Annotated in this window: 13 protein-coding genes; all 13 read left to right on the forward strand. The window is 57.0% G+C overall.

What is annotated here, in order from left to right; translation table 11 throughout:
* Window position 1: 1 nt before the first annotated feature.
* The 13 genes from KGZ66_01125 (at window position 2) to KGZ66_01185 (ending at window position 13768) form a co-directional block, all read left to right on the forward strand.
* Window positions 2-439 carry a divergent PAP2 family protein gene (locus KGZ66_01125; protein ID MBS3984200.1) on the forward strand — a complete coding sequence of 146 codons (438 nt, stop codon included), beginning with the start codon at window positions 2-4 and terminating at the stop codon, window positions 437-439.
* 5 nt (window positions 440-444) lie between these two features.
* Window positions 445-2307 carry a 1-deoxy-D-xylulose-5-phosphate synthase gene (dxs, locus tag KGZ66_01130; GenBank protein ID MBS3984201.1) on the forward strand — a complete coding sequence of 621 codons (1863 nt, stop codon included), beginning with the start codon at window positions 445-447 and terminating at the stop codon, window positions 2305-2307.
* Window positions 2294-3100: a TlyA family RNA methyltransferase gene (locus tag KGZ66_01135; protein ID MBS3984202.1), complete on the forward strand. Its 807-nt coding sequence runs from the start codon at window positions 2294-2296 to the stop codon at window positions 3098-3100. Before dxs ends, KGZ66_01135 begins: the two co-directional genes overlap by 14 nt.
* A 27-nt stretch (window positions 3101-3127) precedes the next feature.
* Window positions 3128-3994: an NAD(+)/NADH kinase gene (locus tag KGZ66_01140; GenBank protein ID MBS3984203.1), complete on the forward strand. Its 867-nt coding sequence runs from the start codon at window positions 3128-3130 to the stop codon at window positions 3992-3994.
* Entirely contained in the window at window positions 3987-5666 is a 1680-nt protein-coding gene (recN, locus tag KGZ66_01145; GenBank protein ID MBS3984204.1) for a DNA repair protein RecN, read from the forward strand. Before KGZ66_01140 ends, recN begins: the two co-directional genes overlap by 8 nt.
* A 119-nt stretch (window positions 5667-5785) precedes the next feature.
* Window positions 5786-7135 (forward strand): SpoIVB peptidase, encoded by a 1350-nt coding sequence (gene spoIVB, locus KGZ66_01150; GenBank protein MBS3984205.1) that lies wholly within the window; start codon window positions 5786-5788, stop codon window positions 7133-7135.
* A 91-nt stretch (window positions 7136-7226) separates the two neighbouring features.
* Window positions 7227-8006: a sporulation transcription factor Spo0A gene (spo0A, locus tag KGZ66_01155; protein MBS3984206.1), complete on the forward strand. Its 780-nt coding sequence runs from the start codon at window positions 7227-7229 to the stop codon at window positions 8004-8006.
* A 501-nt stretch (window positions 8007-8507) separates the two neighbouring features.
* Window positions 8508-9578 (forward strand): butyrate kinase, encoded by a 1071-nt coding sequence (gene buk / locus KGZ66_01160; protein ID MBS3984207.1) that lies wholly within the window; start codon window positions 8508-8510, stop codon window positions 9576-9578.
* Window positions 9579-9789: 211 nt separating this feature from the next.
* On the forward strand, window positions 9790-10719 hold the full coding sequence (locus KGZ66_01165; protein ID MBS3984208.1) for a phosphate butyryltransferase: 930 nt from the start codon (window positions 9790-9792) through the stop codon (window positions 10717-10719).
* The gene (buk, locus tag KGZ66_01170; protein MBS3984209.1) at window positions 10716-11792 is read left to right on the forward strand and encodes a butyrate kinase; all 1077 of its coding nucleotides are present in this window, start codon (window positions 10716-10718) and stop codon (window positions 11790-11792) included. The genes KGZ66_01165 and buk (KGZ66_01170) overlap by 4 nt, the downstream gene beginning before the upstream one ends.
* Window positions 11785-12468, forward strand: a complete 684-nt coding sequence (locus tag KGZ66_01175) for a hypothetical protein (protein MBS3984210.1) — start codon at window positions 11785-11787, stop codon at window positions 12466-12468. The genes buk (KGZ66_01170) and KGZ66_01175 overlap by 8 nt, the downstream gene beginning before the upstream one ends.
* A 21-nt stretch (window positions 12469-12489) precedes the next feature.
* Window positions 12490-12693, forward strand: coding sequence for a 4Fe-4S binding protein (locus KGZ66_01180; GenBank protein MBS3984211.1), 204 nt, complete (start codon window positions 12490-12492; stop codon window positions 12691-12693).
* 10 nt (window positions 12694-12703) lie between these two features.
* Complete coding sequence (locus tag KGZ66_01185; protein MBS3984212.1) at window positions 12704-13768, forward strand: 3-methyl-2-oxobutanoate dehydrogenase subunit VorB; 1065 nt, start codon at window positions 12704-12706, stop codon at window positions 13766-13768.
* Window positions 13769-13793 lie beyond the last annotated feature (25 nt).

Genomic DNA, 13793 nt, shown 5'->3' on the forward strand with positions numbered 1-13793 from the left:
GTTGTCTTGGATAGATATTTTGGAGACCAATCCTATTCTGTACCGTACCTGCTTGGCTTGGCTGGTTGCACAAGGCTCCAAGGTTGTTCTCGCTTGGATTAAGGCTGGCAGGTTTAGCTGGGAACGCGTAACGGGGGCCGGTGGCATGCCGAGCACGCACTCCGCAGTAGTCAGTTCGTTGGCGGCAGGCGTGATTAGAGTTACCGGTTTTAGAAGCCCATACACCGCCATAACCGTCGTTTTTGCCTTAATTGTCATGTATGACGCTACAGGCGTGCGACAGGCCGCCGGCAAACAAGCGGAGGCACTAAACAAAATGATTGGCCACTTTATGCTGCATGGCCACATTGGCGAGGAACCATTGAAAGAACTGCTCGGACATACGCGAGTAGAAGTGCTGGTAGGTGCCCTAGTGGGGATACTTATCGCTTATGCCTAGAGAGTGTGTCGGTTGAGGAGGGAACTGAGCTGCTTGAGCGCATTAATCATCCGCGCGATTTGCGGGGACTGACGGGTAGAGAGCTAGAAATCCTGGCGCAGGAAATACGCGAACTCGTCATCTCTGTTGTCTCGAAGAACGGCGGACATCTCGCCTCGAATCTCGGTGTCGTAGAACTGACTCTAGCTCTGCACCGAGAATTCGAAGCCGGGCGAGATCAAATCGTGTGGGATGTCGGACATCAGACTTATACGCACAAAATACTTACCGGGCGCCGCGAGCTTTTCGCGAGTCTGCGCCAAGAGGGCGGATTAAGCGGCTTTCCGAAGCGCCAAGAGAGCGCTTTCGACGCCTTTGATACCGGACATGCCACGACCTCCATCAGTGCGGCGCTCGGCCTGCTGGAAGCCGCCCGAGGTCTTGGGTTGCGCTCGCACGTCGTGGCCGTGATTGGGGACGGAGCCATGACCGGGGGTATGGCTTGGGAGGCCATTAACCACGCCGCACATCTGGGAAGACCTTTAATCGTTATCTTAAATGACAACGAGATGTCTATTTCCCAGAACGTCGGCGCCATTGCCCGCTATCTTAATACATTGCGCACTACGGGTCTCTACCAAAAGACCAAGCACGATGTGCAAGGCGTGCTAAAAGGCATCGGTAGCCTGGGAGATTGTGTCTGGCGATATGCTACGCGCCTGAAGGACAGCCTAAAATACCTGCTGGTGGGGGGCATGGTCTTTGAGGAGCTTGGCTTCACTTACTTAGGCCCGGTGGACGGGCACAGCATCCCGGAGCTGACGGCCGTATTGCGGCAAGCCAAGCGGCTCAATGAACCCGTGCTTGTTCACTGCCTGACGGCAAAGGGCAAGGGGTACCTGCCGGCAGAAAAGCAACCGGACCGGTACCACAGCGCGTCTCCCTTTAGGATAGAGACAGGTGCACGCCTCGACGCTGAAGCGTGCGAACGAACTTTTACGCAGTTGTTTGGCGAGTCCCTAGTTGCTTTGGCCGCGCGCGACGAACGTGTAGTGGCGACTACTGCCGCCATGCTTGACGCGACGGGCCTCAAAGACTTTGCGCGCGCGTTCCCTAGCCGCATCTACGACGTAGGTATCGCCGAAGCGCATATGGTGACGTTTGCCGCAGGATTGGCCGCGGGAGGGCTTAAGCCTGTGGTTGCGGTGTATTCGACATTTATGCAGCGAGCGTACGACCAGTTGCTGCACGACGTGTGCCTGCAGAACTTACCGGTCGTCATTTGCTTAGACCGCGCCGGAGTGGTGGGAGAAGACGGAGAGACGCATCATGGCCTTTATGATTTGTCGTATCTGCGCACGACCCCCAACATGACCATACTTGCCCCAAGCGGCGAACAAGACATGCTCCCTTTGCTGGAGAAGGCTCTCGGTCTAGGTTCGCCCGTAGCTTTGCGTTACCCGCGCGACTTTGCACAGGCATTGCCGGTGGAAGTTCCGGCTTGCGGCAAGCTGTTCTTTGACGAGGAGCCTGATTGCCTGCTTGTCGGGGTGGGGCCGCTGTTTCTTGAGTGTTACGAGGCCGCGCGGCGCCTTAAGCAGCAGGGGCTTAGCGTAGGGGTATGGTACTGCCCGCAAGTGTGGCCGCTAGAGGACGAGCTGCTAAGGCACGCGTCGCAAGCTAAGCTTGTAGTTACGGCCGAAGACAACATTCTGGCGGGGGGATTTGGCGCAAGCCTGGCCGAGGCGCTGGCTGAACTGCCGACGAAACTCGTGCGGCTTGGCTATAGTGATGGCTGTGTGTCTCATGCTCCGCGCAGTGTGCTACTTCACCGCGCCGGACTCACGGCCGAGGGTGTTGTGGCGGCGGTATGGCATGCCTTCAGTTAAAAGGCGGCTCGACGTGCTCCTGTGCGAAAAAGGCTTGGCCAGTACACGCATGCAGGCACAGGCGCTCATCCAGAGCGGCGCAGTGCGGGTTGGCGGCCAACTAGCCGATAAACCCGGGCATGCCTATCCCCCAGAAAGCGTGATTACCGTGCTTGCCGCGCCACACGCTTTTGCCTCGCGCGGCGGATTAAAGCTTGAGCAGGCGCTTAAGCAGTTTGACATCAAGCTCGCGGGCCGCGTCGTGTTAGACGTCGGCGCGGCTAGCGGCGGCTTTACGGATTGTGCGCTGCAAAACGGAGCTACATACGTTATTGCGGTTGACGTAGGGCAGGGGCAGCTAGCGTGGAAACTCCGGAACGACTCACGCGTACAGGTGCTTGAGAAGACGAACATACGCTATCTTAGGCGCGAGCAGCTGCGCGAGCAGCCGGATGCCGCCACCGTAGACGTGTCATTTATCTCGCTGTCTCTCGTCTTGCCAGCACTTAACCATTTACTGCCGGCAGGCGCAGACGTAATTGCTTTGATAAAACCTCAGTTTGAGGCAGGAAAACAGGCGGTAGCACGCGGTCGCGGCGTAATCCGGGACGCGGCCGTCCACATGGCGGTGGTCGCCGCCGTGCTACAGGCAGCAAAGAGCTTAGGGTGGGGGCTTTTTGGCTTGACATACTCGCCTATTAAGGGGCCGGAAGGTAATATCGAGTTTCTCGGCTGGTGGAAGACCGCTGCAGCTGACGGTAGAGAGGTCAGTGTAGAACAAGTTGTAGCCGACGCCCACAGGGAAGCGAAGTAGCGCCTGCGTCTATTGGAGGTGGGGAAGTTGACCCTCGGGATTATCGCCAACCTAGATAAAGACAACACGGTGGCCGTTACGCGGCAGATACTTGCGGAACTTACGGCACTTAGGCAAGAAGTTATGCTGCCTATCAGCTTAGCGGCCCAAATCGAGCGAGAGGAACTCGGATACTTAGAGCAAGAAATGGCCGAAGCATGCTCGGCCATCGTCGTGCTAGGCGGCGACGGCACACTTTTGTCGGTAGCGCGGCGCTGGCCTTTCTGGGGCATTCCCTTGATGGGGGTGAATCTTGGTCACCTTGGCTTTTTAACTGAAGTAGAGGAGAAAAGCGTTACCGAAGCGCTGCGCATGATTGTCAGGGGAGAGTTCCGGCTGCAGGAGCGCATGATGCTTAAGGCTACCGTAGTCAGGAGTAACGCGCCTCTGCAAGAAGCCTTTGCGCTTAACGACTGCGTAGTCACCAAGGGTGCGTTTGCGCGCATGATTCGGCTAGAGATTCACATCGGCAAAAGCTACCTAGAGACTTTTCCGGCCGACGGCGTAATTGTGGCTACCCCTACCGGTTCAACGGCTTATTCCCTCTCGGCGGGCGGCCCCATTGCTGACCCTGCCATGCAGTTAATGCTGCTTACCCCTATCTGTGCCCACATGCTGCAGGCGCGTCCGACAGTTATCTCGCCGCGCGAGAAGATACGCGTTCACCTGCACTCTGTCCACGATGACATTGTACTTACGCTTGACGGGCAGGAGGGTATTCGGCTTCTGCCGAATGATGAGGTAATAATTGAAAGAGCGGATATCGTGACGCGCCTGATTAAAGTGGCGCCACGCAGCTTCTATGACGTGCTCCGACACAAACTGACCGAGGTAAGGAGTTCGCCAAATGCTTGAGCGCTTGTTTGTACAAAACTTTGCCGTAATCAAAGAGCTGAGCCTCGAACTCGGGCCCGGCCTAACCGTGCTGTCCGGCGAAACCGGTGCCGGAAAATCCATTATCGTAGACGCAGTGTCGCTCTTGCTAGGCGGGCGGACATCGGCAGATATGATCAGGTCAGGCTGTGAGCGGGCAATTGTACAGGGCGTGTTTCGTACAGAGCGTCCGGAAATAGAGAGTTTCTTAGCGTCACACGGCCTCCTTAGCGAGGGTGAACTTATAGTGACGCGTGAGATTACAGAAAAGCGTACAGGCTGCCGCGTCAACGGGCAAAGCGTCACGCAAGGTTTACTGCGACAACTTGGAGCATACCTAGTCGACATGCACGGTCAGCACGAGCATCAATCCCTCTTTTCGCCCGTCGCGCAACAACAGCTAATCGACAAGTTTGCCGGTGTACGGGCAGCCGAGTTACTTGACGCGCTCGCGCGCGAAGTCACAGCCTTCGAAGCGTGTCAGCGCGAGCTCAAGGATAGCCCCGCCAGTGAAAGCGAGCGTATCCGCCTGCTTGACCTGCTAAACTTCCAAGTGCAGGAGATTGACGCAGCGAAACTTAGGCCTGACGAGGAAGACGACCTAAAGCGTGAGAGACAAGCCTTGCTTGGCTTTGAGCGCTTGCGCGGCACGATTGAACGTTGTCACGCCGAACTCTCCGGTGGTGGAGGCCGCGGGCGCGCCGTCTCCGATTGTTTGGGGCGCAATTTAGCGGAGCTTAAGGAAGTGCGGCGCTTTTCGCCTGCCCTAGAAAGTGTTTGCGAGGAACTTGAGCAGGCCGGATATTTGCTGCAAGATGCCGTACGCGAGCTAAGCGAGCTCAGGGAGTCACTTCATTTTGACCAGGGAAGGCTAGAAGAGATTGAAGAACGCCTTGAACTCATTGCCAAACTCAAGCGAAAGTACGGTCGCACACTCGAAGAAGTGTGCATCTTTCGCGAGGAAGCCAAGCAAAGCCTAGAACGCCTGCATGATGCCGCCGCGCGTACAGATGCGCTTAGGCAGAGCATGACGGCGCAACAAGAGCGCTACGCCCGGTACGCCGCGGAGCTTTGTGCTTTGCGACAAGAACGAGGGCGTGAGCTCTGCCGCCTAGCAGAAGAGAACATTCGGGAGCTCGGTATGCGGAGCGGACAGCTTACTGTCGCCTTCACACCGCACAAAGGCGTAATGAATCCGCGCGGCACGGAAAGTGCGGAGCTCCTCTTTTCGGCTAACCAAGGAGAAGAACCGAGGCCGCTCGCGAAAATTGCCTCAGGCGGCGAGATATCGCGCGTGATGCTAGCTCTAAAGGCCGTCTTCAGTCAGCTCGATGACATTCCCACGTTGGTGTTCGACGAAATTGACAGCGGTGTGGGCGGGAAGGCTGCGCTTGCCGTCGCAGAAAAAATCGCGGCGGTGAGCAGACACAAGCAAGTTCTGTGTGTCTCGCATCTCGCCCAGATTGCCGCGCTCGCCGAGCATCATCTTTACGTGCGCAAGGAAGATGAGGGAGAGAGGACGGTTGTCAGCATAGACCGCCTATTTGACCAAGCGCGGGTACGCGAGCTCGCCCGTATGCTCGGCGGCAGAGAGACTGCCGCAGCTTTAGAACACGCCGAAGAGCTTCTTTTAAGGAGAACGATGCGTCCATAGCACTTTTCAGAGACATGCCAATCGTGGTAGTTCGTTCTGTTATGTTAACTAGCGGGGATAGCGACTTTGCGGCTAGGTTAACTTAGAGACAGATTCGACTTCACGAAAGGAGTGCACCGATGCGCAGGCGAAAGTACAAAGCGCTGTTGGGATGGTTTCTTTCGGCGTTAGTGCTTGCGGTCTGCCTAAGCCCGCAAGCGAAAAGTTTCTTTGGTTTGCCCCCTCTATTGCGCGTTACAGAGGGCGTAGGTTTCGCCCTCCCTCTACAGCTACCCTTTGGTCTTGATTTGTCGCTTAACGAGGCCGACTTGTTTAAAGTCAACGGCGCGGAGGTGGGTCCGTCAGTGCGCAGGTTTAGCCTAGCGGAACCGCTATCCTTCCAGCCGCTTAGGCCCGGGAGCGCAGAGCTCCGGCTCAGTTTGTTTGGCGTGACGATACGGCGACTTTCCTTGCAGGTGTTGCCGTCGGTTTCGCTGGTCGCCTCCGGCCATTCCGTGGGTGTATCGCTGCGCTCGCGAGGCGTCCTAGTGGTAGGCTTCGCGACAATCAACAACGATGCCGGGGCTTTTTCGCCGGGCAGGGAGGCAGGTTTGCGCCTTGGAGACCAGATTACGGCGCTTAACGGCCACACGGAGCTTGACGGGGCGACCATCGCGCGGCTAGTGGACGAGCGCGGCAGGCACAACCAAGAGGTAGAACTCTCTGTGCTGCGCGGCACGGCTGAGACGACGCTCCGAGCGGTGCCTCAGGCTTGTCGGGAAACCGGCAAGTATCGCTTAGGTGTATTCGTGCGCGACACGGCGGTAGGTATCGGCACCCTTACGTTTGTCGACCGCGAATCTATGACTTTTGGCGGTCTCGGACACGTGATCGCCGATCCCGATACCGGGCAACCGATCGCGCTTGGCAGCGGTAGAATCGTGCGCGCAACAGTCACCTTTATTCAGGCTGGCAGAAGAGGCGCACCGGGAGAGAAGCGAAGCGTCTTCGTGGATGAACAGACCACCCTAGGGACAGTTCTGAAAAACACCCCCTTTGGCATATTCGGCCATATGCTGCAGGACATCACCGCCGGGGCATCACCGATGCCAATTATGCTGCGAGATGAAGTCGAAGAAGGGCCGGCCGAAATCCTGACTGTTATCGCGGGCGAGCAGGTAGAGCGGTTTGCGATTGAGATTCAGCGCGTTTCGCGCCTGCAGCATGCGCCCTTAGGGAAAGGGCTGGTGATTCGCGTCACAGACCCGCGTTTGCAGCAAAAAACTGGCGGAATTGTGCAAGGCATGTCCGGCAGCCCGATTATACAGAGAGGGCGACTAGTCGGCGCGGTAACGCATGTTTTCGTCAACGACCCGGCGCGAGGGTATGGGGTTTTTATCGAGTGGATGATTCGTGAGTCCGACCTCTTGGAGAGGCGCGAGGAGCACGCCCCAACTTTCTTTTATCGGCGGTTTTTCCGTGCATCTTGAGAAAAATTGTGCGAGGGAAGCAGGAGAAGGTTGGCAAGTTGTTGAAAGAATAGTGTAAGTGTTTGCTCGGGACTGAGGAGGAAGATTAGGTTTGGGTGAGAGAATCAAGGTTTTGATTGTAGACGACAACCGCGACTTCTGCGACCTGCTGCACGAGTTTCTTTCCAAGCGTTCGGAGTTCCAAGTGGTGGGAGTAGGGCATAACGGCGTGGAAGCACTAGAGCTTATCAACTCCGTCAAACCGGACGTATGCGTGCTTGACATTATTATGCCCCATTTGGACGGCATCGGTGTCTTAGAGCGCTTGCCGGCGGTGGTGGCCGGAGGTGCCATGCCAAAGACCATCATGCTGACCGCGCTTGGGCACGAGGAAATGACCAAGCGAGTACTAGAGCTTGGCGCGAGCTACTACATTCTCAAGCCTTTTAACCTCGAAACCCTCGCCCAGCGCATCCATCAGTTGACCACCAACGGTGTGGCCGCCTCTCCCCTGCAGTTCGAACAGCAGCGAAGCGCTAACCGCAATCTCGAGATTAAGATATCGGATTTCCTGCACGAGCTCGGCGTTCCAGCTAACATCCGCGGCTACGTATACCTCAGGGAAGCTATCTCCATGGTGGCAGAGGAAATGCAGCTGCTTAGCGCAGTAACTAAGATTCTCTACCCCATGATTGCCGAGAACCACGAGTCGACGCCAAGCCGTGTGGAACGCGCTATCCGCCACGCCATAGAGGTAGCCTGGAGTCGCGGCAATGTAGATGCCCTAAACAGGATGTTCGGGTTTACCGTGGACCATCGCCGCGGCAAGCCAACTAACAGTGAGTTCATCGCCATGGTGGCGGATAGACTGCGCCTTGAGCGCGCGGGATAGGAACAAAAGAGGGCCTAATAAGCCCTCTTTTTGCGTGCAATCACGTAATTTTCGCTAAAAAGGTTTTGTGCATGGCGAGAAGAATAGAGAAGGGAGAGCGCAGGGCGAGCGCACTTAGCACTTAGCACTTAGCACTTCGTAGAACGGAGGGCTGCTGGCTCCTGGTTCCTGGTAGAGGGAAGTGCCCAGTGCCCAGTGCCCAGTAGAGCGGTATCGCAGTGGTACCCGTTGCCCTTTAGCCTTTTACCTTGTACCTTTCTACCTCGTCAGGCTTACAGCTTACAGCTTACAGCTTACGGCCCACGGCTCTTCTAACGCCTCAAGCCTCAAGCCTAAAGCCTAGCCCCCCTGAGTGCTGAGTGCCGACCGCTGAGTGCCCTCAGTTCACGATTCACGATTCATGATTCACGATTACCACAGCTCACCGCTCACCGCTCACAGCTGGCGGCCGGCGGCTGGCGGCTGGCGGCTCCCACAAGCGACACGCTAGCACAAGGAGGCATCCGCTTGCATAAATTTAAGGTGCTTGTCATAAATCCAGGCAGCACGTCAACCAAAGTGGCTTGTTATATCGGGAACGCGTTAGAGGCGGAGGAAAACCTTACGCATTCTGCAGACTCACTCGCCGCATATGCGGAGATTATGGACCAGTTTCCCTTGCGCTTAGACGCGGTGATGTCGTTCATGGGAAACAACGAGGTAGCAGCGGGACTTGACGCCGTCGTCGGCAGGGGTGGTTTGCTGCGGCCTTCAGAAGGCGGAACCTATGCCGTCAATGAAGCGATGGTTGCAGACTTGCGACAGGGTTTGCAGGGGCAGCACGCATCTAACCTTGGTGGCTTGTTGGCCAAAGCGATAGCTGATCCGCTCGGGCTACCTTCATTTATTGTAGACCCGGTAGCGGTAGACGAGTTTGAGCCTGTCGCGCGCATTGCGGGACATCCGCTCCTCGAACGCAAGAGCCTCTCGCATGCACTCAGCATGAAAGCTGTGGCGAGGCGCGCAGCTAACGAACTCAACATTGCGTATGCCGACAGCAGGTTTGTAGTAGCTCACCTGGGAGGCGGCATCTCCGTCGGGCCTATGGTAGGCGGCCGCGTCATTGACGTGAACAACGCCAATGAAATGGGGCCTTTCTCGCCGGAACGCACGGGTGGCCTTCCCTCCGGTGATTTAGCCGCACTGTGCTTTAGTGGGCAGTATACAGCCAAAGAAATGAAGCGCCAACTTAACGGGCAAGGGGGTATGGTGGCCTACCTCGGCACAACCGATGCGCGGGAAGCGTACAGGCTCGCCGAGACAGGAGATGCTAAGGCAGAACTGGTGATGCACGCTATGGCGTATCAGATTGCCAAAGAAATTGGCGCGATGGCTACAGTGCTAAAGGGACGAGTCGACGCCGTAGTCCTTACGGGGGGACTTGCGCACGCTGACAGAATGTGCAACACTATTGCGGGTTATGTCGGTTTTATCGCCCCCATGATTGTCTACCGCGGAGAAGACGAAATGTTAGCGTTAGCTGAAGGTGCCTGCCGCGTCCTCGCCAGCGAGGAAGAAGTGAGGGAGTACTAGGACCTTGCACTTAGCACTTCGCACTTAGCACTTCGTAGAACGGAGGGCTGCTGGCTCCTGGCTGCTGGTTGAGGGGGGCTTACAGCGTACAGCGTACAGCGTACAGCTTACAGCGTACAGCTCACGCTCACCGCTGGTGGCTGGCGGCTGGAGGCTCCCACAAGCGACAAGCGACAAGCCACATGCTACAAGCCACAAGCGACACGCTACAATACAAAGGAGGGTCCCACTATTGAACAGCTTTTCTGCGATTCTAGCTGCCGCTAAACAGGGTCCGGTACGCCGCGTGGCGGTGGCGGTAGCGGCAGATGCCGAAGTGCTCGCTGCCGTGTGCGACGCGCACAAGGCGGGTATCGCCGAGGCAGTACTCGTCGGCGACGAAGCCAAAATCCGCTCCATTGCGGCCGCACACGGATACAACTTACAGGGCATGGAAGTAATCAACCTGCCGGACAACCTGCAGGCTGCGCGCGAAGCAGTGCAGTTGGTACGGCAGGGACGCGCGCATATGTTAATGAAGGGCCTCATTAGTACGGCCGACATTTTGAGGGCTGTATTAGATAAGGAACAGGGGCTTAGGACAGGCAGGGTGCTCAGTCATGTCGCTGTGCTTGAGGTGCCGACCTATCACAAGCTGTTGTTCCTAACTGACGGGGGGCAGAACATTGCGCCGGACGTAACACAAAAGGCCGAGATTCTGCAAAACGCCGTGGAAGTGGCGCGCGCGCTAGGCGTCACTCTGCCGAAGGCAGCGCCTATCTGTGCCGTGGAGGTCGTAAATCCTAAAATGCAGGCTACCGTAGACGCGGCTGAGCTAGCGGATAAAGCTCACCGTGGGGAGATTGTGAACTGCATCGTCAGCGGACCGATTGCCTTTGATGGCGCCATCAGCGCCGAAGCGGCCGCACACAAGGGAATTAAGTCCGACGTTGCCGGCGATGTGGACATACTGCTGATGCCGGACATCGAGGCAGGAAACATTCTCTATAAGACATTGGTTTATCTCGCGCAAGCCAAAGTCGCCGGCATTATCGCCGGAGCTGCCGCACCCATTGTGCTTACTTCCCGCTCCGACAGCCCGGAGGCTAAGCTGCTGTCCATTGCCTGCGCATCGGTTGTAGCGGGGGGGAATGCTTCATGACGGAGTATTTTCAGCTATGTATTAACCCTGGCTCAACCTCGACTAAAATCTCGGTATTTAAAAGTGAAGAGCTCTTCATAGACGAGTCGCTCTCGCACAGCACGGAGGAGCTTGCTCCTTTCCCACGCATCGGAGACCAGTACTCCTTTAGGCGGCGTGTCATCACCGAGTTCTTGGCCTCGCGAGGGTTTGATATTAAGCGGTTGAGTGCGGTAGTAGGCAGGGGGGGCTTACTCAAGCCCATCCCAAGCGGCACCTACCGCGTAACAGACGCCATGGTGCGCGACCTCAAGGAGGCCAAGCGAGGAGAGCATGCCAGCAACTTAGGCGGTCTGCTCGCGCGTGACCTAGCCGATACGTTAGGCATACCGGCCTTTATTGTCGACCCAGTGGTAGTAGATGAATTGGAGCCCGTAGCGCGTATTTCCGGCCACCCCGAAATCGCGCGGCGCAGTATATTTCACGCGCTCAACCAAAAGGCTGTGGCCAAGCGCTTTGCGGCTGCGCAGGGGAAGGACTACCGCGATATTAACGCGATAGTAGCCCACCTTGGCGGAGGCATCTCAGTCGGCGCTCACTGCCGGGGTAAGGTCATTGACGTAAACAACGCACTTGACGGCGAAGGCCCGTTTTCACCGGAGCGCAGCGGTGGCCTGCCGTCCGGCGACCTCGCCAGACTATGCTATAGCGGTAAGTACAGCCACGACGACATTAAGAAGATGATCACAGGTCAGGGCGGCTTGGTCGCGTACCTCGGCACAAACGACGGGCGCGAAGTGCGGCGCCGCATGGAAGCCGGCGACAGCTATGCGGGCTTGGTGTTTAGGGCGCTGGCCTATCAGGTAGCCAAAGAGATTGGGGCGATGGCGTCAGTTCTCTCGGGCAAGGTGGACGTCATTATCCTGACGGGTGGGCTAGCTTTCGACAATACCTACCTAGTGCCGTGGATAAAAGAAGCTATTTCCTTTATCGGTCCCGTGGAGGTTATGCCCGGTGAGGGCGAGATGACGGCACTATGCGCCGGAGGACTACGCGTTCTGCGCGGTGAGGAGATAGCCAAAGACTATGAATGAACCCGCTCTCAACCGGATATCGGTTATTGTGGGCGGCTATGGTAGCGGCAAAACGGAAGTTGCCATTAACCTAAGCCTACTCAAGCGAGCGCGGAGTGCAGCTTCCACACCTGTGGAGTTAATCGATCTCGACATTGTCAACCCCTACTTTCGTAGCCGCGACCAAGCCCTAGAGCTTTCTAAGCGCAACGTCGATATCGTGGCACCGGCGGCGTGGATACGCCACGCTGATTTGCCGGCGCTGCCTGCTGCGGTAAGCGGCAGTATCTACAGCCGCGAGAAACAGGTGGTCATTGACGTAGGAGGTGACCCCGCCGGTGCAACCGCACTTGGGCGCTACAGCCGCGAGATTGTAGCAGAACAGCATGATGTGCTTATGGTAGTCAATCCCTACCGACCGCACACGCAGACGGTCAAAGAAGTCTTAGTGCTACAGAAGCTCATCGAAGAAAAGTCGCGCCTTAAGGTTACAGCCTTTGTCAATAACGCTAACCTCATGTCGTTCACCGAACTAGCTCACCTCGAACGGGGGAGGCGCCTGCTCGATGAGCTGTATGCAGAAACGGGCATCCCCACGGCGTTTACTTGCTGCGTGCCGTCGCTTATGCCTGCGGTCAACGAGAAGTGGCCGGCAAGTGCCGTGCTTCCTTTGTACTTGACTACCGATTTCCTTTAGAATAACGAGGAGGTTCACGCTGTGGCAAAAGTAACTTTCAACGAAGAAAGGTGCAAGGGCTGTGAGCTCTGCACCGCAGTCTGTCCGGTCAAGATTGTCGTGATGGCCGACCGGATTAACCGCCGCGGGTTTCGCCCGGCAATGGTCATCGAAATGCACAAGTGCATAGCTTGTGCGGCTTGTGCGCGCATCTGTCCTGATGCCGTCATTGAAGTAGAGAGATAGGAGGCTTCACATGGGCGAACGTGTCTTAATGAAGGGAAATGAGGCGATTGGGGAAGCAGCCATTCAGGCTGGATGCCGCTTCTTTTTTGGCTACCCCATTACGCCGCAGAACGAGTTACCGGAGTATATGTCTCGCCGCATGCCGCAGGTGGAAGGCACCTTCGTGCAAGCCGAAAGCGAAGTTGCCGCTATCAACATGGTGTACGGAGCTGCGGGGGCCGGCGCAAGAGCTATGACCTCATCCTCTAGCCCCGGAATTAGTCTCAAACAGGAGGGCATTTCCTACCTCGCCGGTGCGGAACTGCCGGCGGTAATCGTCAACATCGTGCGCGGCGGCCCCGGGTTAGGCAGCATTCAGCCGAGCCAAGGCGACTACTTCCAGGCGGTGAAGGGCGGCGGGCACGGAGACTACCGCTTGTTGGTGTTCGCGCCCGCTAATTTGCAGGAGGCAGTTGACCTAGTGACAGAGGCCTTCGATTTGGCAGACTTGTATCGTAACCCGGTGTTAATCCTAGGCGATGGCCTGCTTGGGCAGATGATGGAGCCGGTGGAATTTCGCAAGCTGCAAAGTCGTGAGCTGCCGCCTAAGACTTGGGCCACCACAGGCATGCGCCATCACCCAGGCAAGAACATCGTTAACTCGTTAGTGTTAGACGCACCGGGCCTTGAGAAGCACAACCTGCACCTGCAGGCAAAGTACGCCCGCATGCAGCGCGAAGAACAGAGAGCAGAAATGCTCCACTGCGAGGATGCCGAGGTAGTTATTGTCGCTTACGGTTCTACGGCTCGCATTGCCAAGACCGCAGTGGCAAGTCTGCGTCAAGCAGGGGTTAAAGTGGGCCTCTTTAGGCCGATCACCCTCTGGCCTTTCCCGACTATGGCCCTCGGTCAACTCGTGCCTCAAGTCAAAGCTCTGCTCACGGTGGAGATGAGTGCAGGGCAGATGGTTGAAGACGTCAGGCTGGTAGTTAACGGCGCTAAGCCTGTGCACTTCTACGGGCGCATGGGCGGCATGGTGCCGACACCTGAGGAGATTAGCGCGGAGTGCTTGAAAGTGATAGGGGGTGCTAGGTAGTGGCGAAGGTTTTCGCGCGTCCCGA

It is taken from the genome of Selenomonadales bacterium, assembly GCA_018335585.1.
Lineage (GTDB): Bacteria > Bacillota > UBA994 > UBA994 > UBA994 > UBA994.

Coding starts and splice junctions, on each gene's coding strand:
- KGZ66_01135 (MBS3984202.1), top strand. CDS start 2,294: ATGCCTTCAGTTAAAAGGCGGCTCGACGTGCTCCTGTGCGAAAAAGGC.
- recN (MBS3984204.1), top strand. CDS start 3,987: ATGCTTGAGCGCTTGTTTGTACAAAACTTTGCCGTAATCAAAGAGCTG.
- spoIVB (MBS3984205.1), top strand. CDS start 5,786: ATGCGCAGGCGAAAGTACAAAGCGCTGTTGGGATGGTTTCTTTCGGCG.
- buk (MBS3984209.1), top strand. CDS start 10,716: ATGACGGAGTATTTTCAGCTATGTATTAACCCTGGCTCAACCTCGACT.
- KGZ66_01175 (MBS3984210.1), top strand. CDS start 11,785: ATGAATGAACCCGCTCTCAACCGGATATCGGTTATTGTGGGCGGCTAT.
- KGZ66_01185 (MBS3984212.1), top strand. CDS start 12,704: ATGGGCGAACGTGTCTTAATGAAGGGAAATGAGGCGATTGGGGAAGCA.